This window comes from Neorhizobium vignae (assembly GCF_000732195.1).
GTDB lineage: Bacteria > Pseudomonadota > Alphaproteobacteria > Rhizobiales > Rhizobiaceae > Neorhizobium > Neorhizobium vignae.
On sequence record NZ_JNNU01000013.1, the window covers coordinates 69889 to 91789 of the forward strand.

Below are 21901 nucleotides of genomic sequence, written 5' to 3' on the forward strand. Positions count from 1 at the left end.
CTACAGTTCAAAAGCCCAGATCGCGATCGGGACCACCGGCGTCGGCAGTGGCGTTCCCTTGAAAAACGCTTGGACATTCTCGACCAGCAGAAGGGCCATGGCGAGGCGGGTTTCGGTGGTGGCACTGCCCTGGTGCGGCGTCATGATGACATTCGGCATCCACAGCAGTTTTTCCGAAACCCTCGGCTCGTTGGCGAACACGTCCAGGGCCGCAAAACCGAGCTTGCCGGATCTAAGCGCCTCCACCAGCGCCGGCTCGTCGACGATCGAACCGCGCGAAACGTTGACCAACGTCCCTTGAGGTCCGAGCGCCTCCAGCACTTCGCGGTTGACGATTTTTCTGGTGTCCTCGCCGCCGCGGCTGGCCACGACGAGAAAATCGCTCTCGTTTGCCATCGCAACGAGGTCCGGCATGTAGGTATAGGGGACGGGTTTCTGCCGCGGACCATGATAAGAAACCCGCATGCGAAAAGCGGCTGCCCGTTCTGCAATCGCCGCGCCGATATTGCCGAGCCCGATGATACCGATCGCCTTGTTCTTGAGCGACCGGCCGAGCGGCACCTTTGCCGCGATCGTCGTCCATCGACCGTCGCGGATATATTGGGTCTGGGGCACGATATCGCGGGCCGAGGCCAGCATCAGCGCCATGGCGAGGTCAGCGACATCCTCGGTGAGCAGGCCTGGCGTGTTGGAAATACCGATGCCGCGTGCCTTGACGGTCGGCATATGGATCGAGTCGATGCCGATGCCGTAACAGGCGACCAGCTTCAGATCAGGGAATTTTGCGAGTATATTCGCATCGGCGCCGACGCCTGGATCGGTGACCAGCACCTGCACGCCCGGTATCTCGCCGGCTGCAGCCAGATCCGCAACCGACATATGCCGCCCGCCCATGCCTTCGAGCGTCGAGACCACGGAAGCCGGCAGGACTGCCGTCAGCACTACGATACGCATGGTTTTCTGATCTGATGTCACGGAAACGATGCCCTCCCCGGATCGAAATCTTGGAGCCGACTTTATACGGCTCCCTGCCATGACGATAGGTCTTTTCGTTGATGTCGAACGGAATTCATCATCAACGGATTACCCGTGGATGAACTTCCAGGGGCTCACTTCGCTTTCGAGCGACAGCGGGACTTCGATCAGCCACGGGCCGCCGCGCGCAATCGCGGTCTCGATTGCCGTGCGGAGATCCTCCGGTGCAATCACCCGGGCGAAATCCACATGGAAGGCGGCCGCGAGCTTGTCGAAATCCGGGTTCTTCAGCTCCGAACCGATCAGTCGTCCGCCGAAAGCTTGGCTCTGGTCGCGCTTCACGTTGCCGAAGGCGGAGTTGTTGAAGACGACGGTGATGACGTCTATGCCGTATTGGGCGGCGGTGGCCAGCTCCTGGGCGGCGAACATGAAGCCGCCATCGCCGGCGATCGATACGACTGGCACGTCCGGCCGGGCCACCTTGACGCCGAGCGCGGTTGGAAAGCCGAAGCCGAGTGTGCCCTGGAAGCCGGTCGAGATGAAGGTGCGTGGTTCGTAGACCGGATAGCAGTACCAGGACGCAAAGCCGGACTGGCAGACCTCTTCGACAAGGATGCCATCATCGGGAAGGGCTGCACGGATCGCCTGCAGGTATCTGTAATGTGGCGAGATTTCCTGGATGGCTTGCGCCGTTCGCGCCCGCGCCTCTCGGATCGCTTCCTGCCAGTTGTTGGAAGGCGTCCGGGGCTTGAGCTCATCGAGTAACGCAGTGAGGGAGGTCTTCGCCCGGCCGAGTACGCCGAGGGCCTCCGGCGTACGGGTCAATTCTTCCGCGTCGATCTCCAGCCGGATCACCGGCACTTCGGCTCTCGGCTTCCAACGCCAGCCCGGCACCTCGAGCCGGGTGCCGATGCCGATGACGCAATCGACGAGCGGCCACAGCTCTCGCGCTTCGGCGATGGTGAGGCCAAGTTCGTGGCGGTTGGAGACCACGCCGCGTCCGGAACGAAAGCCGACCACCGGCGCATGCAGCATTTCGGCAAGCCGCAACACCTCGTCACGGGCCTCGAATGCGCCAGGACCGACGAAGATGATCGGTCGCTCAGCCCTGCCGATCACCGCCGCCGCTTCACCGATCGCCACATCGGCCACCGGATCCGGATGGTTTTCCAGCGGCCGGACGATCTCGAAATCACCCTCGGCTGTAAACTGTTCCCACGGCATTTCGACCGTCGCCGGCCCCGGCTTCAGCGAGCGCATCTCCCGGAAGGCATGGGCAATGGCGGCGGAAACACTGCCTGCCCGGTCCGCGCGTTCGGCCGATTTGGCGATGCCGGCGAGAACGGCGCGCTGGTCGCGCATCTCGTGCAGATGGCCGCGGCCCTTGCCGAGAAACGTGGTCGGCACCTGCCCGGTCAGGCATAGCACCGGCTCGTTGCTGCCCCAGGCCGTCAGCAGCGCAGCAGCCGTGTTGAGGACGCCTGGCCCCGGCACCACCGAATAGACGCCGGGGTTGCCCGAGGCGCGGGCGTAACCGAAGGCCATGTAGGCGCAGGTCTGCTCGTGCCGCGGCGTGATCACCCGCATGCCGTCGCGCTGAAAGGCGTCGAACAGGCCGTAGAGCTGGGCGCCTGGTATGCCGAAGACGGTGTCCACATCGTGGGCGCGCAGTGAAGCGACGATGGAATCGCCTCCGGTAATGGTCATGTGCCAGATTCCCTCTTCCCGATTTCAGTTGCTGCATAAAAGGAGATTGTGGCGCAGCGGTGCGAGGACCCCTCCCCGTTGTGGGAAGGGGACTTCGCTCCGCACAAAACCCCTCGAACCGGCCGGCCTCCCCACAAGGACGGGGGTTAGGACCGCAGCGGCCATATCCTCAACGCAAGTTGCTCGATTTCTTCGTCACAAGGTCTTACGCGGCGTCGGGTCGAGATTGAACAGTTTTGCCGCGTTCAGTCCCAGGATATTCCGCTTCGCCTGTTCGCTCAGGAACGGCAGGTCGTAGATCTCCTGCGGCAGGTCGAAATCGAAATGCGGCCAGTCGGATGCAAACAGGAGCTGGCTCTCGGCATTAATCATCTCCAGCGTCAGCTGCAGCGCCTTCATGTTCACCGTTTCCATCGGCTGGGTCGTGTACCAGCAGTTTTCGCGCATGTATTCGCTCGGCAGTTTCTTAAGCTGCGGGGCTTCCGACGGTCGCATAAGGTACTGGTCGTCGAGACGCTGCATCAGGAACGGGATCCAGGCGAGCCCACTTTCCACCCAGATGCTTTTGAGTTTCGGAAACCGCTCCGGAATGCCGTTGAGGATCCAGTTGGTCATGTGCACCATGTTGCACCAGACGAAGCCGAGCGCATGCATGCCGAGGAAGCGGTTGATGGTCGCCAGCGACTGGTCCTGCCAGTGATAGGCGGCGTGGAAGGCGATCGGAAGGTTGCGCTCTTCGAGCATCGCATAGATGCGCATGTAGTCGTTGTGGTGTACCGCCTTGTGGCGGACGGACGGAACGCAGAAGCCGATGACCCCCGGCTGGCCGGAAAATTCCTCGATGGTGCGTTCTGCTTCCTTGGGCACGTTGAAAGGCAGGTAGGCGAGCGTCTTCAGCCGGTCGTCCTTGGAGAGCACCTTGTCGATCAGCCAGCGATTATAGGCGCGGCCGAGATAGACTTCCATTTCCGGCTGCGGATGCAGGCCCAGCGTCAGCATCGGCGTCGGGAACAGCACCATGTAGTCGACGCCGAGCGCGCTCATCGCCCGGCGCGACAGCGTGACATCGCGATGCACTCCGTCATCGACCTTTTCGCGGATGCCGGCCTGGTGCGGAATGCGGCCGCCGACATCCTGGTATTTGAGGCCCATGTCGCCGTTGAGGCCATAGGAGGCGGTGCCCATCTTCTCGTCGTGGAAGAGCATCGCCTGATGGCGGATGACCGGGTCCTCGATATATTGCACCAGTTCGTGCCAGGAAATCGTCTCGGTGTGGTGGGCATCCACATCGCAGATCAGCCAGTCCTCGAAACCGCGCTTTTTGGCGGCCCGGTTGGCATGCGCGAGGATGTCGCGCGTATCGGTGAAGACGTCGATCTGCTGCACCGGCAATTCGCGGGCGCGATCCTTGTTGGAAATATCCATGTTCGCTCTCCTCAGGCGAAAGAGTGGATTTTATCGTTCAAAGCTCATCCGGCCGGCGACGGTACCAGAGCGCCAGTTCCATCGGCCCGAGATGCAGGGCGCGCAGGATTTCGGAAACGGCCGACAGCGCCTCGGTAGCGGTCACCGTCTCGTCGCGGGTGCCGGTCAGCGGCCGGAACGTACGTTCCTCGCCGTCACTTTTGGCGACGTAAAGTCGGATCGCCGCCGTCATCATCCGCGCCACCGCCTCGTCGGAGACGCGCGATGCCTCGCCGTTTTCGAGCAGCTCGGCCGTCGCCTTCTCGATCTCGGCGGTGGCGTCCTCGATCCAGCCATAGGGATCGTTGCGCAGGGTGGGTTCAGAGGACGACATAGATCTGTCCCTCCCGGATCGCCAGTTCGGCGCGGTGCAGGCGGTATTTGGCCGGCCCGGCATTGCGGCCGGTTTCCAGGTTGAACTCCCAGCCGTGCCACGGACAGGCCACATGCATGTTTTCTTCATTGTATTGAAGCGTCCGCACCTCCTGCCTTTCATCGACGGGCTCGATGACCTGCGGATAGATGCGGCCCTGACAGATTGGCCCCTGCCGATGCGGGCACATGTTGTGCCAGGCATGCAGCGCACCCTTCACCCGAAAAATGCCGATCTCCCGTTCCCCGCAGGCCACGACCTTGCGGCCGCCATCGGCAATCTCATCCTCCGAACAAACCAGATATTCCGCCAAGGTTTCCTCCTTATCCTTCGCGCCGATTTCAATATTCTTGAAATCATTCAGTTATATTGTATAAAGATGGATGAAGACGTCAAGCGGAGAGGTCATGGACGCGTCGGTAAAACAAAAAACGGCAAGCAAGGACCCGGAAACCAAGGGCGTCGGCATCCAGTCGCTTGAAAAGGGACTGAAGGTGCTGACGGCAATCCAGCATGCCGGCCGCGCCATGCGGCTGAACGATATCGCGGCCGCCGCCGGCATGACGCCGAGCATGGCGCATGGTTATCTGGTCAGCCTGGTGCGCACCGGTTTTGTCGCTCAGGACCGGCTGTCCGGCCTTTACGATCTCGGCGATTCCGCGTTGCAGCTCGGCCTGGCCTCGCTTTCGCGCACCGATTTCCTCAGCCTTGCCCGCGCGACGATCTCGCAGCTTGCCGCCGAACTCGGCGAGACGGTGACGCTGGCGGTGTGGAACGGCGATGCGCCTGTCGTGGTCGACAAGATCGAAGGTCGCTCCGACAGCGTCTACGAGATCAAGGTCGGTTCGCTGGTGCGGCTGTGGCCGACGGCGACCGGCCGGGTTTTCATGGCCAACCTGCCGAACGCCGAGTGGGAACATCATCTGCGCGCCATGATGCAACAGGAGGGCAAAGCGGAAGCCTCGGCCGCGCGTTTCATAACCGAACTCACGGATGTCCGCCGCGAAGGTTATGCCTCAACGCTGCCGGCCACAGTGCCGGATTTTTCTGCCGTTGCCGCTCCCGTCTTCGATCACCGGGCGCACCTGAAAGCGGTCATCACCGTACTCGGTCGCCAGGATGGCTTCGATATTGCGCCTTCGGGCCTGCCGCTGACCGCCACGCTGCGTGCTGCCAGGTCCCTGTCGGTGCGGCTCGGCGCTTCAGTAAGTTGAGGGTATCGTCCAACCCGACTTGTGCGGCTGCGTTTTCTCCGCTACCCCGCTCATATAACCGTTTTGAAGAGGTCGCCGCATCGTGATGGCTGAAGACATCAAGCCCGAAGAAGCAAGCACCAGCGACTGGGTGATGCAGCAGCCCCGGGCAATCTACTTCCTGAACCAGGCAAATCATGCCGTGCGCAGCCGGCTGGAGGCGGCGCTGTCGGCGCTGCAGATGACCGGTATCCAGTATACGGTGCTGAGCGTGATCGGCAGCCGCGACGGCCTTTCCTCGGCCGAACTGTCGCGCCGTTTCTTCGTGACACCGCAGACGATGAACGAGCTGATCGGCGGGCTGCAGCGCCGCAATCTCATCACCCGCAAGGAAGATCCGGCCAACCGCCGCATCCTGCGCATGAGCCTGACGACCGAAGGCAAGCGGATGATCAAAGCCTGCGATGCAGCGGCCGACACCGTCGAGCGCGAAGTGTTTTCGTTCCTGCCACAGGAAAGCTACCAGCAGCTCCGCGACCTTTGTCGTCTCGTCGCCCGCAATCTTCGCGAACGCGACGAACCCTCGAAGGGTGAGTGACGAGAGCCTCGCCTCGGCGAAAGTTTTTCGTCATCACCGCGCAAGCCTTTGGCGCCGATGCTTTACAAAACGTTGATTTGACGGCGGCATAGCGTCGGTTCTTAGGTTCCCAGAGCCGCCATGATGACGGTTAGAGGCTCGCGCCCAGCTTAAATTAGGGCCGCGGGCCTCGTCCGGAAATCGTCGCAAACTCACAGCGGTGCATCGATAAGCTCGACGCCCGCTGCAGACTGCTCACGCCGCCTTGCCTTGAAATCAAAGCGCCCGGCCGACCGCCCGGTCGTTTTCGAGGCGGGCGATGCATCCGGCGAGCTTTGCCAACAGAAGATCGAAATCGATCGGCTTGGTTAGATAGTCCGCCGCCCCTGCCCGCAGGCCCGTCAACACGTTGTCCTTGTCGGTCAAGGCCGACAGCAGGATGAAGGGTATATTGAAAAGCTCGGCATGGTTCATCTGGATTTCTGCCAGCAGCTGATGACCGTCCATCACGGGCATCGAAATGTCGCAGATGACGATGTCCGGCCAATACGCCAGGATGGCTTCGAGACCCTCTTGCCCGTTGGCCGCCTCCAGAGTTGCAAATCCGGCGTCCGCCAGTTCCTCAACGATGAGCTGGCGGATATCCGCTTCGTCGTCGATGCATAATACGGTAATCATCCTGCCATTCCCTAAGCTGCACGTTTGATGAGATTTGCAAGCGGTCCCTTGTTCGGGAGCGCCACCGTGAATGTCGTTCCCCGGCCGAGTACACTCTCGACGGAGATCGAACCGCCATGCAGGTCGACGATCTGCTTGACGAGGTTAAGGCCGATGCCCGTGCCGGCAATGCCGGTCGCGCTGCGGGCTCGGTAGTAGGGCTGGAAAAGCTTCGGCAGGTCCTCGGCATCCATGCCGATGCCGGCATCCTGGATCGATACATAGGACACGCCGTTCTTCGTCGAGGTCCGGATATGGATGTCCGGCGCCTGCGGCGCATATTTGACGGCATTCGAAAGCAGGTTGGTGAAGACCTGTTCGATCGTGGTGCGATCGGCGAGGATCGTCTCCGGCAGTTGCGAAAGGTCCCGGTGAATCGTGTGAGATTTACGAACATCCATCTGTCGGGCACAGCAGGATTCGATGATTTCCGCCAGCGAGAGACGTTCCGGCTGCAGTGTCGTCTTGCCGGTCTCCAGCCGGCCCGCCGACAGGATGCTCTCCATCAGGTCGACCATGCGCAGCACGGCGGCGCGGATCTGGGCCGACTTTTCTTCCACATACTCGGGTTTCTGGTTGGTTTTCGTGCGCGACAGGCGCTGCGCCGCAGCATCGATGATGGCAAGCGGCGTGCGGAACTCATGGGAAGCCATGCTCACGAACTGACGCTGCAGGGCATTCACATGCCGTTCCTGTGCCAGAAGCCTGTCCAGTTCCTCCCGCTGGCGCTCGATCTCCGCCGTCCGGAGCCTGACGCTCTCTTCGAGCTGGTCGCGGTGGCGCATCAGTGCCAGACGGCTCTCGGAGAGGTCGAGGGTTGTCTTGCGCAGGCCCATGCCCAGGAAGATCACCACCCCCATCGCCACGATGATGCCGGCAATGCCAACCGGAGCGATTTGCTCGATGAGCATCAGGCCCGGTCGAATGGGCTGCCATGCCATATATCCAAGCGTCGAGCCGGCAGTGGCCATGACCGGAATGGCTGCAGTTGATTCAGCAGCGTCGGTGGTAAAATGCAGCGTCTCGATCCGGGCGTAACGAGCGATCTTCTCGACCGCGCTGGCATCCAGAAATCTTACGGCAACCGCAATGAATTCCTTGCCGGGGGCGACCGAGACCTCGTCGCTGCTCGGGACGATCGGTCTTGCGCTGACGACAGCCGGCCGGCCGGCGATCGAGAGGATCTTCTCCGCAAAAATCTCGGCAAGCACCGGGGGATTGGAATCGCCGGGTGCGATCCGTCTGTGGAGCGCCGCGCGGATGTCTTCCCGCAAGGCCGCCGCAGCCATTTCATCGCCCAGAAAGGTCAGGGCCGCAATATCCTCGCCGTCCCGCATGGCGAAGACGAGTTCGTTGCGCTCGTTGAACACGTAAGTGCGGTCATGGCTGAAATATTTGTGCATCCATGTACCGATATTGTCGGCAATCCATGGGTGATCGTCTTTGGCGACAAGCAGGACCGCGTCGTTCCATACCGTGACGCTTTCCAGTTCATGCTGTACAGCTTTCACCTGCTCGTCGAGGCCCTGTTCGACGTAACCCTTCTGCCGGGTCAAGGCGAGATCGTCCACCTTCGCCGAGGCAAGCCACATGAAGCCGGCGAGAAGCAGCGCCGTCAGGGCCGTCAGCAAAGTCAGCACGATCGTGACGTGCGATGTGATACGAATGTTCTGCTGCATATGCACCGCTTTCTCTCGGTTCATCATGCACTCAAAACATTACATTCCACTAAATTTTAAATGCCAAGGTTGAACGGAGTATTTTCCATACAGCTGTGGGTGTGACATCGAGCGACCTTGATTTCATGCCGCGTCGGATCGATTCCATTCGTTGAGAGAAACTACGCCGCTTTCCCAGCTATAACCAGGAAGCCGGGCCTTTCGGTAGTCGACCGTCGGGGTCGGTGACCGTGAGCTTCGGCTGGTCCTTGCCGTTCCAGCGCCAGAGAGCGACGCAGGTTCCGCCCGGCGACATGAAGGATGGATAAACGACGCCATCATGGCCCTCCTGGTGCAGCCTCTCTCTGAGGAGATGCGTTGACGGTGACCGCCCGGCGTCGAGGTCATCGCGCCATTCGCAGCGGTGGATTGTCTCGTCGATACCGAAGCCGTCCAAAACCTCGGGGCTGGTCAGATCCGCGAGTCGCGCGCGCTCGAGTCGAAGCTGCGCGATCAGGGCGGGGTGCTGTACGAAGCCCTGATTGTACTCCGCCCAGGCCGTGGAAAGCTCGCGCGCCGCATAGATGGTCGCTACGCCGACCGGGTTCCATCGGCCGCCGAAACGGGCGGCGCCCTCCCCGGAAAGCGGCGCATGCGCCCAGCGCGGCACATAGGCACGCCAAAGGATTATCGGTTCAGAGACCAATTCAGGCATAAACGCCGGAGCGCACCGCCTCCAGATAGGCGAGCACCTTGTCGGCCTTGCCCTCGCCGACGAGGTCATAGGCCGTCTTGCCGGCCCAGCCGGGGATCGGCTGATGCTTGAACCAAATCGCCGCGCGGTTCTCGTCGCCGGCCATCTCGCTCGCCATCGCCAGAATGCGAACGACAGGGGAGAGCGCCAGATCGACCTTGCGGGCGCCGCTTTTGGCCGTCAGCGTGTTGCGGGCGACACCGATCAGTTTTGCCAGTTCCGCATGCGTCAGGCCGAGAAGATCGGACACCCGCCGCGCCGATAGAAGCGCGGACTGGGGTTCACGGAAAGCGGCGGCGCCGACTTCAAAAGCATGAGCCATTCGAAATTCCTGATCCAGTTTTGATCATCTGCCGCTCAATATGAGCCCAATATCCGCACATTTCAAGCACTACGGCTAGTCGTCGTCGTCTTCCAGTTCCGGCTCCACGAAATCGTCGACCGGCAGCGTGCGGCTCAGCAGTCCGGCGTCCTCCAGCATTTCCGTATCCGGCAGGTCGCGCAACGTGTCGAAGCCGAAGGCGGTGAGGAAGGCCGGTGTAGTGATATAGGTATATGGCGCACCGGGCGTCGGACTGCGCGGACCAGAGGCGAGGAAGCCGAGCTGCCGAAGCGTCGCGATCGTATCGCGGCTTACCTCGCGCCCGAAAATCTTTGAAATTTCGGCGCGCGTCACCGGCTGGAAATAACCGACCGTCATCAGCACCAAGGCCTGGTGATCGGTCAGATCTGCCGGAGGGGCATTGGCGGCGCCGGAGGCATGAATGACATCGGCGAACTCCGGCCGGGTGCGATGCTGCCAGCCGCCGGAGACCGCGACGAGTTCATAGGGTCGACCGTCGAGCGCCTCCCGGATCTCCTCGATGATCGCTTCGATATCGCAGTCCTCGCCGACGACGCGCTCCAGCACCTTTCGGGTGACCGGCTCAGAAGAGGCAAAGATCACCGCCTCCACCCGCGCCGCCCATTGGCGATGCCGCGCCTCCTGCGGCAGGTGGAGAAGCTCCTTGTCGAGTACGATTTGCCGCGCCCGCTTCGCCATGCTCAGAGCCCGTAGATGCGGAAGGTGGGGCGGCCGGAAAGCTCGCGCACCGCTTCCAGCTGCTGCAGCCTCTCGAACAGTCGGCGCGACGCAAAACGGGAAAGGTTCGGCGTTTGCAGCGAGCCCGACACGGCGTCATCGGAGAGCAGCAGGCGCAGCCCGTCCTCCGCCCCTTTGGCACGCAGCTTCGGCGTGACGACGGCAAGTCGCTCGGCGCGCCGGGCAATCTCAGCTGCCAGCCGGCCGGCTTCGGTCGCGGCATGCACGAGAGCCAGGCAGATCGCCCGGTCGAACCCGTCTTCGCCGGGCCGGATGCGGCCGCGCCCGCCTTCGGCGCGGAACACCGAAGAAAAGCGCTGGCTCATCAGCAGCGGCACCGGCACGGACCAGCGCAGCTTCTGCGCCAGAAGCAGATCGGCAAGCCACCAGCCGAGCGCTTCGGCATCCGGGCGGATCGTGTGCGTCTCGCGGATGATCGCCGCGGCCGCGAACGGCCCGGCTGATCCTGTCAGGCCGAGGTCGTCAAAAGTCTGCGCAAGGGTTGCCATCGGCTCGTCCCATTTGATGCCGAGCATGCCGGCCGTCGCCTGCAGCACCTCCGCATCGAGCGTGGCCGCACGCGAGCCAAGCCGCTTCCAGGCCGAAAGGATCTGCCCGGCCGGACCCGGATCGTCCCCCGGCTTGCGCAGCAGCCAGGCGTCGCGCAGCCCCGTCTCGTCTTCCGAACGCCCCGCAAGCCGTACCGCCGCCGTCGCGCATTTCAGCGCCATCCGCTGCCGCCAGGCGCCGGCCCAGTCAGGTTCGGCCCGAACGATCTGGTCGAGCGGATAAAGCGCGCCACCCGCCATGAAGGCCGCATCCGCGGTGTCTGCGGCAAAGGTCTGGGGACCTGCCCAGCGAACGGCCGGCATGGGCTGAAACGGCGTCTTCGGAGATACGGCCTTGGGAATCATGGCGACGAGCGTAAATTTTATGTGCGCTTGTGGCCATCGATCGCGTGGAAATCCGCACCGTCAGCCTGCGGATTTGCACCGATATTTGCAATTTTCGCTCCGCGACACCGGAATGGGCCTGTTCGGTCACGGGAGAGTGTGGCGGAATCCTCGCGATATTGGTAGGCGCCGCTGCTAAAACGCTGAAAATCAGCGAACCGAGTCCCCTGTCCCCGTCGATCAATAGGAGTTGAGTTTTGCGGATCGGCGCGCCGCCCTACATAGGGTGCGGCTGGTCAAGGAGGATTTCAGTTTGACGTTTCATCGGATGATCGCATGTCTCGCCATAGTCCTGGCCCTTTCAGCGCCAGTTCTGGCGCAGCAGCCGCGCGGCGGCGACGAGAACCGCGAGCGCGGCAGTCAGACGGAGCAGAGCGCCGGCGGCGGCATATTCAGCCTGATCCCGGCCGATTCCACCACGGAACATGTCTTCAAGGCGCCTTCCGGCAATCTCGCCTATACGGCGACAGCCGGCACGCTCGATCTGTTCGGTCAGGACGGCAACCGCTCGGCGAAGATCTTCTATACCGCCTATATCGCCAGGGACCGGTCACCAGGGCGGCCGCTCACCTTCGCCTTCAACGGCGGCCCGGGCGCTGCCTCCGCCTATCTGCATCTCGGCCTGGTCGGCCCGAAAATCCTGGAATTCGGCGCGACCGGCGACAACGGCACGACGCCTCAGCTGAAGGACAACCCGGAAAGCTGGCTCGCCTTCACCGATCTCGTGCTGATCGATCCGGTCGGTACCGGCTGGAGCCGCGCCGCCAGCAACGATGCGGCCGGCAGCTATTACGGCGTGCGGCAGGATGCCGACAGCCTATCCAAGGCGATCGCGCTCTACGTCCAGAAGAACAACCGGCTCGATGCCCCGAAATACCTGCTCGGCGAAAGTTATGGCGGTTTTCGCGCCGCCAAGGTCGCCGTGTCTCTGAAGAACAGTCAGGGCATGCTGGCTTCGGGCATCATCATGCTATCGCCACTGGTGGAAGGCCGTTTCCTCGCCAATTCCGACGATCCCTTGAGCGCGGCGCTGCAGCTTCCCTCGCTCGCCGCAGCCGAGCTGGAGCGCCGCAACCAGTTCACGCCGGAAAAGCTTGCCGATGCCGAGCGTTTCGCCATCGGTGACTATCTCGTGGGACTTGCCGGCCCCTCCCCCACCGGCCAGACGGCCGATACGCTCTATGGCCGGGTTTCCGAACTCACCGGCATTCCGAAGGACATCGTTGCCCGCACCCGCGGTTTCGTCGGCGATGTCTATGCCAAGCAGATGGGGGGAACGGGAAAGATCGTCAGCCCCTATGACGCGGCCTACGCGGTGCCGGATGCCTATCCGGAAGATGCCGTCACCCGCAACGACGACCCGATCCTCGAAGGTTACACGCGTGCCTATGGCGCCGCCTTTGCCGCCTATGCCCGCAACGAGCTCGGGTTTGCGAGTGAAATGACCTATTCGCTGCTGAACGAGGACGTGAACCGTCGCTGGGAATGGAACGGTAGCCGTGGCGGCGACTCGCGCTCGCTCGCCAGCGCGTCGACGGATATCCGCGACCTGCTGTCTGTCATCCCGTCCTTCAAGCTGATGATCGCCCACGGCTACAGCGACGCGCTGACGCCTTACGGTGCCAGCCGCTACGTGATTGACCACCTCCCGCCTGAACTCGCTGCCGGCCGCACCGAGCTCAAGGTCTATCGCGGCGGACACATGTTCTACACCAGGCCGGATTCGCGCAGGAGCTTTGCGGAGGACGTCAGGGCGTTTTACGAGGCCAAGGGGACGGATTGAATTTGCCCGCCTTTCGATGACGGCAAGGTCACCGTGATGTGAATGCATCGCGCCTTGCTGGTTTGGGCCCGAAACCGCTACTAGCTCACATACGTTGATTTTCAGAAAGATCTTTCGGTCCATGACCAGCGAATACCAGATGTCGCGGCGCGCCTTCGTGATAGGCTCCATCTCGATGACCGCGACGCTTGCCGGCTGCGCTACCACTGCTGAACGGGCTCCCGTGCCGGAAATGGCCCGCCGCCCGATCGAGCCTCCGAGCGAAGCGGAGCTGCAGGCCAGGTACGCTGCCGTCGAGGATAGCGGCCATCTCCTGCCGGCTATCCCCTACAAGCAGATCGACCCGAAATATTATCGCCAGCGCGTGGTCGATCCGACCGGCGAACTGCCGGGCACGGTTGTCGTCGATACGCCCGGCCGTTTTCTCTACGTGGTGGAGCCCGGTGGCACCGCAATGCGCTACGGCGTCGGCATCGGCAAGGACGGTTTTGCCTGGCAGGGCGAAGGCGTCATTCACTGGCGCCAGCCCTGGCCGCGCTGGAAGCCGCCGAACGAGATGGTCGCACGACAGCCGAGCCTCAAGAAGTTCTCCATCGAGAACGGCGGCATGGATCCGGGTATCAAGAACCCGCTTGGTGCGCGGGCGCTTTACATCTTCCAGAATGGCCAGGATACACTCTACCGGCTGCATGGCTCGCCGGAATGGGCTTCCATCGGCAAGGCGACGTCGTCGGGCTGCGTGCGTCTGGTCAACCAGGACGTCATGGATCTCTATACGCGCGTCCCATATCACGCCCGGATCGTCGTACACCAAGATGTGCTTAAAGCCGTTCCCTCCGTATGACGCGACAGCCGAGATGATGTTGTTTCGCCGCGGCTGCATGATGTAAGAAGTCCGGCGCCGCATCGCGGGAAGCGGCGGTAAAAGCGGTCGGAGGCTTAACTGGATCTAGACGACGAGACGCCGCAATCCGATGCACCGACGCCGCGCATGCTCTCCTGGGCGCGCAATTCGACGATCTATCGCATAAACCGGCGCATGCACACGGAAAAGCAGCTTTTCGACGCCATATCGCGCAAGGCACGTGAGAAATTCGAGGATATCGGCGAGGTCCAGGTCAGGGCGCTTGCCGAGTTCGCCGTGAAGTTCGCCTATGATAACAAGGCGCTGGATGATGCCGCCTTTGCCGAGATGAGCGCTCGCTCGGGCATGCGCGGCGGCAGGTCACGGCGGATGATCGCCCAGAAACTATCGCAGAAAGGCGTGGCGAGCGGCACGGTCGCAGCTGCCGTTGCCGAAGCGGACGACTTCCGTGCCGCCCTTATCCTCGCCCGCAAGCGCGCATTCGGGCCGTTCCGCAAGGCCGAACTCGACGAAAAGCGCAAGGCAAAGGAGTTTTCCGCCTTTGCCAGGGCAGGCTTCAGCTTCGATATAGGAAGAAAAATCTTCGAGATGTCGATCGAGGATGCCGAAGAAGCACTCGATGCCGGCCGCCATTTCTAGGCGTGAGGGCGGAGTTCCCGCGGGTCAGGCTTGCTTGAGCGCAGGGTCGTCAAGCGCCGGATTGTAGAAAAGCGACAGCGTCAGGCTTCGCGCGATCCGGTCCGCCGTCGCCATGAACCAGGCTTTCGCCTCCGGGCTCGGAGCAATGTCGTCCAGCGTCGCGGCAAACAGCTCCAGCCATTTCGGAAAAAGCTCGGGCGTCATATTGGCGACGCCCAGATGCGCCTGGACCGGCTTTCCGCCATAGGCACCGTTGCGGAAAGCGACGGAGGACCAGAAGCTCTTCATCTTCGCCATATGCTCCGGCCAGCGCCCTGAAAGCCGTTCGTCGAATACGGGTCCCAGTTCCGGATGCGCCAGAATACGGCCGTAAAATGTATCGACCAGCGTGCCGATGAAGGCGGCGTCGATGCCGATCGCCTTCATTTCCGCTTCCGCTCGTTCCCGGATCGCCGCGATATGCGCCGCGCGCCCCTGCAATTCGTCGCTCATCTCAAAACCTTGGGTTCCGCCGCATTTGCGACCCGCCTTATATAGGCTTTGCGGATGCGGGACCCAAGGCCTGATGCCCAGTTGCGACGATGTGTCAGAGACCGGCGCGGGTAATTCAGCTGCGCAGCAGCATATCCCTTTTAATGCGGCGTGCAGGTGAACTAGATCTGGGACGACCCCATCGGCGTCAAACCTACCCTCGGCCACATTTTCTGGAAAACGGGGAGCTCCCTCCTCCTTGAGGAAAGGGAGAGGCTTTGGATCACACGCGTTCCAGGGCCACTGCAATCCCCTGCCCGACGCCGATGCACATCGTCGCGAGCGCGTATCTGCCCTTGCGGAGCGACAGTTCCAGCGCTGCCGTGCCGGAGATGCGGGCGCCGGACATGCCGAGCGGGTGGCCGAGCGCGATCGCGCCGCCGTTCGGGTTGATATGTTCGGCATCTTCCTGCAGGCCGAGTTCGCGCAGGACGGCGATGCCCTGGCTCGCAAAGGCTTCGTTGAGCTCGATCACGTCGAAATCCTTCGGCGAAATCCCCAGGCGGGCACAGAGCTTCTGGGTGGCAGGCGCGGGGCCGATGCCCATAATGCGCGGCGGAACGCCGGCGGTGGCGCCACCCATGATGCGGGCGATCGGGGTCAGGCCGTATTTCTTCGCCGCCGCTTCCGACGCGATGATCAGGGCTGCCGCACCGTCGTTGACACCTGACGCGTTGCCGGCGGTGACCGTCGCACCCTCGATCCTGTTGAGCACCTTGAGCTTGGCGAGCGCTTCCATGTTGGTCGCGCGCGGATGTTCGTCCTTCGAGACGACCACCGGATCACCCTTGCGCTGCGGGATGGTCACCGAGGTGATTTCCTTGGCGAGACGGCCGTTCTCCTGAGCCGCCGAGGCTTTCGCCTGGCTGCGGACAGCAAACGCGTCCTGGTCCTCGCGCGAAACCTTGTAATCGATCGCCACGTTGTCGCCGGTTTCCGGCATGGAATCGACGCCATACTGCTTCTTCATCAGCGGATTGACGAAACGCCAGCCGATCGTCGTGTCGTAGATCTCGGCATTGCGCGAAAACGCAGTGTCTGCTTTCGGCATGACGAAGGGTGCGCGGCTCATGCTTTCGACGCCGCCGGCAATCATCAGTTCCGCCTCGCCGGCCTTGATGGCGCGGGCAGCGGTGATGACCGCGTCCATGCCCGAACCGCAGAGGCGGTTCATGGTGGTGCCGCCGACGCTGACCGGCAGGCCGGCAAGCAACGACGCCATGCGGGCGACGTTGCGGTTGTCTTCGCCGGCCTGGTTGGCGCAGCCGTAAATGACGTCGGCAACCGCTTCCCAGTCGACGGAGGCATTGCGTTCCATCAACGCTTTCAGGGGGATGGCCCCAAGGTCGTCGGCACGAACTGAGGAGAGCGAGCCGCCGAAACGGCCGATCGGAGTGCGGATATAATCGCAGATATAGGCTTCGGTCATGATCTTCTCTCTCACAGTTTCGGCACAACGAGATCGGCGACCGGCCCATCGATGTAGAGGCGCGCGCCGGTCATGGCCTGCAGCTCTTCGACTGTCATATCGGCAAGCTTTTCGCGCAGGACGAAATGCTTTCCGACGATGTCGATGACGGCATGGCTCGTATAGACCCGAGTGATACAGGCAACGCCGGTCAACGGAAAGGTACAAGCTTCAACTAATTTCGGCTCGCCGTTCTTGGTGACGTGTTCGGTAATGACGCAAACCTGCTTTGCGCCGTGCACGAGGTCCATGGCGCCGCCGACGGCCGGTACGCCCTTGGAGCCGACCCGCCAGTTGGCAAGGTCGCCGTTCTGCGCCACCTGCAGCGCACCTAATATGGCGACGTCGAGATGGCCGCCGCGCACCATGGCAAAGCTGTCGGCGTGGTGGAAGAAGGCAGCGCCCGGCTTCAGCGTCACGGCCTTCTTGCCGGCGTTGATCAGGTCCCAGTCCTCCTCGCCTTCAGCCGGCGCTTCGCCGAAGTTCAGGATGCCGTTTTCGGTGTGGAAGATCGCCTCACGGCCGGGCGGCTGGTAGCGGGCGACCATTTCCGGAAAACCGATGCCGAGGTTCACATAGGCGCCGTCCTTTATGTCCTGGGCGGCGCGCCAGGCGATCTGGGCGTTGGAAAGCTTGATGTCTTCTCGGGTGTTGAGGGTCATAGCTGGGCTCCTGGTACGTAAGCCACTCCGGCGCGAATGAGGACTTCTTCCTGCTGCGGATCGGGAACTTCGACGACACGGTCGATGAAGATACCGGGCGTCACCACATGCTCGGGATCAATGCCGCCAGGCGGCACGATCTTCGACACCTGCACGATCGTCTTGGCGGCGGCCATGCACATCAGCGGGTTAAAGTTGCGGCCGGCCTTGTTGTAGGTGAGGTTGCCGAGGGGATCGCCGAGCTGCGCCTTGACGATGGCGAAATCGGCTTTCAGCCAGCGCTCCTGCACATAGTGGCGGCCGTCAAACTCGGCGATCACCTTGCCGTTGGCAAGCTCGGTGCCATAGGCAGTCGGCGTGTAGAAGGCCGGTATGCCGGCGCCGCCGGCGCGGATGCGCTCGGCAAGGGTGCCCTGCGGCACGAGTTCGAGCTCGATCTGGCCTGCAAGATACCGGTCGGTGAAGGCGCGCGGGTCCGACGACTTCGGAAACGAGCAGATCATCTTGCGGACCATGCCAGCGTCGATCATCGCGGCGATGCCGATGCGACCGTTGCCGGCATTGTTGTTGATGACGGTCAAGTCCTTGATACCCTTGTCGATCAGGGCATGGATCAGCTCGATCGGCGCGCCTGATCCGCCAAAACCGCCGATCATGATGGTCGCGCCATCACCGATCTCGGAGACGGCTTCCGCCGTGCTCCCGATTGTCTTGTCCATACGGGATATCTCCTTCGCTATACCCGGCGAACTTGCCCGCCGTGCCTCCGCGAAAACAGATAGATCAGCAGGGGAAAGACAGCAAGAAGTATGTGCGATAATTGACCTTTGTTCATATATCGCACATATTGTTCGAACCAGGGATGCAGAGCCTGCACATCCTCGCGGCTTCACATTGCGTCGACAAAGGGCGAGACACAGGGAATATCATGCGGGAAACGGATTTCGTCAGCGGCTTCGCGCGGGGCCTGAAGGTCATCGAGGCGTTCGGCGAAACGACGCCGCGGCTGGCGATCGCTGACGTGGCAAAGGCGACCGGGCTTGACCGGGCGACGGCCCGCCGTTGCCTGCTGACCTTGGCCGAGCTCGGCTACGCCGATTATGACGGAAAATTCTTCGTCTTGACGCCGAAGATTTTGCGGCTTGGCCATGCCTATCTCTCCGCCACCCCCCTGCCCCACATCGTCCAGCCCTTTCTCGACAAACTCGCCGAGGAGGTTCGCCAGAGCGCATCCGCGAGCGTGCTCGATGGAACGGAGGTCGTCTATATCGCCCGCGCCTCGCAGAAGCGGGTGATGTCGATCAACCTGATGCCCGGCAGCCGCCTTCCCGCCTATTGCGCCTCGATGGGCCGCGTCCTGCTGGCGGCCCTGCCAGAGAACGAAAGCCTGGCACTCCTGAAACAGAGCAACCTGAAATCCTTCACCCCCCGGACGCTGACCGATCCTGTCCGGCTGATGGAGGAGCTTGCCCACGTTCGCGAACAGGGTTTCGCGGTCATCGACCAGGAACTGGAACTCGGCCTCTGCTCGATTGCGGTGCCGCTGGAAAACGATCGCGGCCGGGTGGTCGCCGCGATCAATATCGGCGCACCGGCGGCAAGCGTCCCCGCGGCCGAAATGGCCGAGCGTTATCTGGAACCGCTGAAGGGCGTTGCAAGGCTTCTGAAATCCCTGCTGCGCTGAACCCATCAACTCCGTGAATCGATGAGGCCGGATCGATTCAATCATGTCGTTGGACGGCAGAATCCGGACTTGCGATTCTGCGGGCATGACCAACGAACCGCTTCTCCTCACCCGCCGCGACCCCACCCGCAACATGGCCCGCTTTTACGTGCTTACGGTCGAGCCCGATCTTTTCGATGGCGCAGCACTCACCCGCAACTGGGGCCGCATCGGCACCAAGGGGCGTTTCCACATCGACCTGTTCGGCTCGCGGCAGGAAGCAGAGCGCCGGTGTTTGGCACTTGCCCGCAGCAAGGTGAAACGGGGTTATCAGCAGAAAGCGGAGACTGGCTGACAGCTCTCCATTTCGAGCAGCCGCGTTTGTGGCATTGCCGATCTGTGATCGATCGATGCCGCGTCAGAAGGGCAAGCCCACGTAGTTTTCCGCAAGCGCCGTCGAAGCTGCCCGCGAATGGGTCAGATAATCCAGCTCGGCTTCCTGAATCCTCTGGTCGAATTCGCCTGTCCCGGGAAAACGGTGCATTATCGTCGTCATCCACCAGGAGAAGCGCACCGCCTTCCATACGCGCGCAAGCGCTCTCTCGGAATAGGCGTCGATGCCCGCGCCTGCACCGTCCAGATAGTGCTCCCGCAGCCCTTTGAAGAGGTAATGCACGTCGCTTGCAGCTAGATTCAAGCCCTTGGCTCCCGTCGGCGGCACGATATGCGCTGCATCGCCGACGAGGAACATGCTGCCGAACCGCATCGGCTCGGCAACGAACGAGCGCAACGGTGCGATCGATTTCTCGAAGGACGGCGCGGTAATCAACGCCTGCGCGTGATGCGCAGGCAGGCGGCGGCGAAGTTCGTCCCAGAATCGGTCGTCGCTCCAGTCCTCGATCTTCTCGTCGAGGGCGCACTGGATATAATAGCGGCTGCGGGTCGCCGATCGCATTGAACAAAGCGCGAAGCCCCGAGGATGGTTTGCATAGATCAGTTCATGATTGACGGGTGCGACCTCCGCCAGGATACCGAGCCATCCGAACGGATAAATCTTCTCGAAAACACGGATTGCGCTTTCCGGCACGGCGTTGCGGCTTGGGCCGTGAAAACCATCGCAGCCGGCGATAAAATCGCAGTCAATGCGATGCGTCGTGCCATCCTTTTCATAGGTGACGTAGGGCAAGCGACCATCGAAATCATGCGGCCGGACATTGCCCGCCTCATAGATTGTCACGGCACCACTCTTTTCGCGGCTTACCATCAGATCGCGCGTCACTTCCGTCTGGCCATAGACCATGACCCGCTTGCCGCCGGTCAGGCCATGCAGGTCGATGCGGTGATCACGGCCATCGAAGGTGAGTGAGAAACCTTCGTGCGGCAGGCCTTCGGCGTGCAGCCGCGCGCCGGCCCCGGCCTGGTCGATCAGCCCGACCGTACCTTCCTCCAACACGCCGGCACGGACCCGCCCGAGGATGTAATCCTTGCCGACACGATCAAGGATGATGTTGTCGATACCGGCTCCCGTCAGAAGCTGGCCAAGCAAGAGGCCCGACGGTCCGGAGCCGATAATGGCGACCTGCGTTCTCATGCATCTCCTCCCGAGAGTTTTCGTTTTGGCAAATTGTGCTCGCCTTCCCCATTCGCGGCAATGGACATTCGGGCCAAAAAATTGGACAAACCGAACATCGAGGCCGGAGATATCCGATGAACAGGCACATACCGATTTACCAGCTGTACGGAGAGGATCCAGGCAAACGGAATGATTTCTGGCTGCATTGCGAAACCATCAGGTCGAGAAGCAGCCGCCACCAGTGGGAAATCCGCCTTCACCGACATGAGGCATTCTTTCAGATACTGTACATCGAAGCGGGGTCAGGCGACGCGACCTTCGGCAGCGAAACCTATCCCATCCGGCCACCGTCGATAGTCACCGTCCCTCCCGGCCTCAGTCACGGCTTCCGGTTCTCCCGCGATATCGAGGGACTGGTCATCACCATCCTGAGCTCCCATCTTGGGCACCAGCCGGGAGAGCGCAGCCGCTTCGGCGAATGGCTTGCGACACCGCGCCTTACCCCACTCGACCCGCCGAATGCCGATGCAGCCTACGTGGTGCAAACGCTGAAACGAATTGGCGAGGAGTTTGATCACCGCAATAACGGACGTCACGAACTTCTGACTTCCTACGTAAAGCTCGCCCTGAGGCTGACCGCGCGCATCTCTCATGCGGACAACCTCAACCAGCTCCCCGCGAACGAAGGCGAGCGGCGGATGGACATGCTGAATGGCCTGATCCAGCAGCATTTCCGCTCGCACAAGCCGATATCCTTTTATGCGGGCGAACTTGGCATCTCGCTGACACATCTCAACCGCATTGTCCGGTCGATGGCGGGGTGCACCGCGCACGACCTGCTCACCGCAAAACTGATCGAAGAGTCCAAGCGCGAACTCGTCTTCTCCCTCGCCTCCGTGCAGGAGGTTGGCCATCGCCTCGGCTTTTCCGACCCTGCCTATTTCTCGCGTTTTTTCGTGAAGCAGACGGGCGAAACGCCGCGCGCCTGGCGCCTGCGAGAAATCCAAGCGCTGGACAAGGCATCTTTCTAAGAGCAACGCGTTGCAACGCGCAAGCCCCTCTCTTTGCTGCAAGCGATGAGCTGCAGTTCATCCCTCGGCAGGCGCTTTAGCCGCAGATCGAGAAATCGGGAGGCCGCCATCAAGGGCGTCGGTTCTCATGTCGATGATCGACATGTTGGGACGATATTTCACTATCCGGCGCATTCTTAAATTAAATAGTCTATTTGTTTTATAGAAAATATCTCACCCTTCCGAGCATCGATT

The 21901-nt window shown here is 62.0% G+C and carries 24 protein-coding genes; 8 read left to right on the forward strand and 16 right to left on the reverse strand.

All coding sequences use genetic code 11. From position 1 onward, the window contains the following. The 5 genes from GQ59_RS21640 to GQ59_RS21660 all read right to left on the reverse strand — a co-directional run bounded on the left by GQ59_RS21640 (position 1) and on the right by GQ59_RS21660 (position 4832). Positions 1 to 954: an NAD(P)-dependent oxidoreductase gene (locus tag GQ59_RS21640; protein WP_051904120.1), complete on the reverse strand. Its 954-nt coding sequence runs from the start codon at positions 952 to 954 to the stop codon at positions 1 to 3. A gap of 129 nt (positions 955 to 1083) precedes the next feature. Beyond that, a complete protein-coding gene (locus GQ59_RS21645; protein WP_037084909.1) occupies positions 1084 to 2682 on the reverse strand; it encodes a thiamine pyrophosphate-dependent enzyme in 1599 nt (532 codons plus the stop codon). Positions 2683 to 2877: 195 nt separating this feature from the next. Further along, positions 2878 to 4107, reverse strand: coding sequence for an amidohydrolase family protein (locus GQ59_RS21650; protein ID WP_007761608.1), 1230 nt, complete (start codon positions 4105 to 4107; stop codon positions 2878 to 2880). 37 nt (positions 4108 to 4144) lie between these two features. Beyond that, positions 4145 to 4480, reverse strand: a complete 336-nt coding sequence (locus GQ59_RS21655) for a hypothetical protein (protein WP_037084912.1) — start codon at positions 4478 to 4480, stop codon at positions 4145 to 4147. Next, positions 4467 to 4832 carry a Rieske (2Fe-2S) protein gene (locus GQ59_RS21660; protein WP_037084914.1) on the reverse strand — a complete coding sequence of 122 codons (366 nt, stop codon included), beginning with the start codon at positions 4830 to 4832 and terminating at the stop codon, positions 4467 to 4469. Before GQ59_RS21660 ends, GQ59_RS21655 begins: the two co-directional genes overlap by 14 nt. A 94-nt stretch (positions 4833 to 4926) precedes the next feature. Between GQ59_RS21660 and GQ59_RS21665 the strand changes: the two genes are divergently transcribed. Together GQ59_RS21665 and GQ59_RS21670 are read left to right on the forward strand one after the other, a co-directional pair. After that, positions 4927 to 5733, forward strand: coding sequence for an IclR family transcriptional regulator (locus tag GQ59_RS21665; protein WP_051904121.1), 807 nt, complete (start codon positions 4927 to 4929; stop codon positions 5731 to 5733). A gap of 85 nt (positions 5734 to 5818) precedes the next feature. Next, positions 5819 to 6310 carry a MarR family winged helix-turn-helix transcriptional regulator gene (locus tag GQ59_RS21670; RefSeq protein ID WP_037084915.1) on the forward strand — a complete coding sequence of 164 codons (492 nt, stop codon included), beginning with the start codon at positions 5819 to 5821 and terminating at the stop codon, positions 6308 to 6310. Positions 6311 to 6565: 255 nt separating this feature from the next. On the opposite strand, the gene GQ59_RS21675 is transcribed toward GQ59_RS21670, so the two are convergent. The 6 genes from GQ59_RS21675 to GQ59_RS21700 all read right to left on the reverse strand — a co-directional run bounded on the left by GQ59_RS21675 (position 6566) and on the right by GQ59_RS21700 (position 11371). Beyond that, positions 6566 to 6967, reverse strand: coding sequence for a response regulator transcription factor (locus GQ59_RS21675; protein WP_037084919.1), 402 nt, complete (start codon positions 6965 to 6967; stop codon positions 6566 to 6568). 11 nt (positions 6968 to 6978) lie between these two features. Beyond that, positions 6979 to 8685 (reverse strand): sensor histidine kinase, encoded by a 1707-nt coding sequence (locus tag GQ59_RS21680; protein WP_037085134.1) that lies wholly within the window; start codon positions 8683 to 8685, stop codon positions 6979 to 6981. A 178-nt stretch (positions 8686 to 8863) separates the two neighbouring features. Then, positions 8864 to 9379 carry an RES family NAD+ phosphorylase gene (locus tag GQ59_RS21685; RefSeq protein ID WP_037084921.1) on the reverse strand — a complete coding sequence of 172 codons (516 nt, stop codon included), beginning with the start codon at positions 9377 to 9379 and terminating at the stop codon, positions 8864 to 8866. Next, entirely contained in the window at positions 9372 to 9740 is a 369-nt protein-coding gene (locus tag GQ59_RS21690; protein ID WP_037084924.1) for an antitoxin Xre/MbcA/ParS toxin-binding domain-containing protein, read from the reverse strand. The genes GQ59_RS21685 and GQ59_RS21690 overlap by 8 nt, the downstream gene beginning before the upstream one ends. A 75-nt stretch (positions 9741 to 9815) precedes the next feature. Further along, positions 9816 to 10460 (reverse strand): SMC-Scp complex subunit ScpB, encoded by a 645-nt coding sequence (gene scpB / locus GQ59_RS21695; protein ID WP_037084927.1) that lies wholly within the window; start codon positions 10458 to 10460, stop codon positions 9816 to 9818. 2 nt (positions 10461 to 10462) lie between these two features. Then, complete coding sequence (locus tag GQ59_RS21700) at positions 10463 to 11371, reverse strand: DUF1403 family protein (protein WP_051904136.1); 909 nt, start codon at positions 11369 to 11371, stop codon at positions 10463 to 10465. A gap of 349 nt (positions 11372 to 11720) precedes the next feature. Between GQ59_RS21700 and GQ59_RS21705 the strand changes: the two genes are divergently transcribed. The 3 genes from GQ59_RS21705 to recX all read left to right on the forward strand — a co-directional run bounded on the left by GQ59_RS21705 (position 11721) and on the right by recX (position 14739). Then, a complete protein-coding gene (locus tag GQ59_RS21705; RefSeq protein WP_037084932.1) occupies positions 11721 to 13235 on the forward strand; it encodes a S10 family peptidase in 1515 nt (504 codons plus the stop codon). A gap of 121 nt (positions 13236 to 13356) precedes the next feature. Next, on the forward strand, positions 13357 to 14079 hold the full coding sequence (locus GQ59_RS21710; RefSeq protein WP_037085137.1) for a L,D-transpeptidase: 723 nt from the start codon (positions 13357 to 13359) through the stop codon (positions 14077 to 14079). Between the two features lie 99 nt (positions 14080 to 14178). Continuing rightward, on the forward strand, positions 14179 to 14739 hold the full coding sequence (gene recX / locus GQ59_RS21715) for a recombination regulator RecX (protein WP_037084933.1): 561 nt from the start codon (positions 14179 to 14181) through the stop codon (positions 14737 to 14739). Between the two features lie 24 nt (positions 14740 to 14763). Here the strand turns inward: recX and GQ59_RS21720 are convergent, their stop codons facing one another. From GQ59_RS21720 to GQ59_RS21735, 4 genes are all read right to left on the reverse strand, one after another. Beyond that, the gene (locus GQ59_RS21720; RefSeq protein WP_037084937.1) at positions 14764 to 15231 is read right to left on the reverse strand and encodes a group III truncated hemoglobin; all 468 of its coding nucleotides are present in this window, start codon (positions 15229 to 15231) and stop codon (positions 14764 to 14766) included. A gap of 262 nt (positions 15232 to 15493) precedes the next feature. Beyond that, positions 15494 to 16699, reverse strand: coding sequence for a 3-oxoadipyl-CoA thiolase (pcaF, locus tag GQ59_RS21725; protein ID WP_037084940.1), 1206 nt, complete (start codon positions 16697 to 16699; stop codon positions 15494 to 15496). An 11-nt stretch (positions 16700 to 16710) separates the two neighbouring features. Further along, positions 16711 to 17400: a CoA transferase subunit B gene (locus tag GQ59_RS21730; RefSeq protein ID WP_037084943.1), complete on the reverse strand. Its 690-nt coding sequence runs from the start codon at positions 17398 to 17400 to the stop codon at positions 16711 to 16713. Continuing rightward, positions 17397 to 18119: a 3-oxoacid CoA-transferase subunit A gene (locus GQ59_RS21735; protein ID WP_037084946.1), complete on the reverse strand. Its 723-nt coding sequence runs from the start codon at positions 18117 to 18119 to the stop codon at positions 17397 to 17399. The genes GQ59_RS21730 and GQ59_RS21735 overlap by 4 nt, the downstream gene beginning before the upstream one ends. A gap of 209 nt (positions 18120 to 18328) precedes the next feature. On the opposite strand from GQ59_RS21735, the gene GQ59_RS21740 reads away from it, so the two are divergent. Together GQ59_RS21740 and GQ59_RS21745 are read left to right on the forward strand one after the other, a co-directional pair. Next, positions 18329 to 19084 (forward strand): IclR family transcriptional regulator, encoded by a 756-nt coding sequence (locus tag GQ59_RS21740; protein ID WP_037084948.1) that lies wholly within the window; start codon positions 18329 to 18331, stop codon positions 19082 to 19084. 85 nt (positions 19085 to 19169) lie between these two features. Further along, positions 19170 to 19418: a WGR domain-containing protein gene (locus tag GQ59_RS21745; protein WP_037084950.1), complete on the forward strand. Its 249-nt coding sequence runs from the start codon at positions 19170 to 19172 to the stop codon at positions 19416 to 19418. 63 nt (positions 19419 to 19481) lie between these two features. Here GQ59_RS21745 and pobA read toward each other — a convergent pair whose 3' ends face one another. Continuing rightward, the gene (gene pobA / locus GQ59_RS21750; RefSeq protein WP_037084952.1) at positions 19482 to 20654 is read right to left on the reverse strand and encodes a 4-hydroxybenzoate 3-monooxygenase; all 1173 of its coding nucleotides are present in this window, start codon (positions 20652 to 20654) and stop codon (positions 19482 to 19484) included. Between the two features lie 116 nt (positions 20655 to 20770). Between pobA and GQ59_RS21755 the strand changes: the two genes are divergently transcribed. Next, entirely contained in the window at positions 20771 to 21667 is an 897-nt protein-coding gene (locus tag GQ59_RS21755; protein WP_037084954.1) for a helix-turn-helix domain-containing protein, read from the forward strand. Positions 21668 to 21901 lie beyond the last annotated feature (234 nt).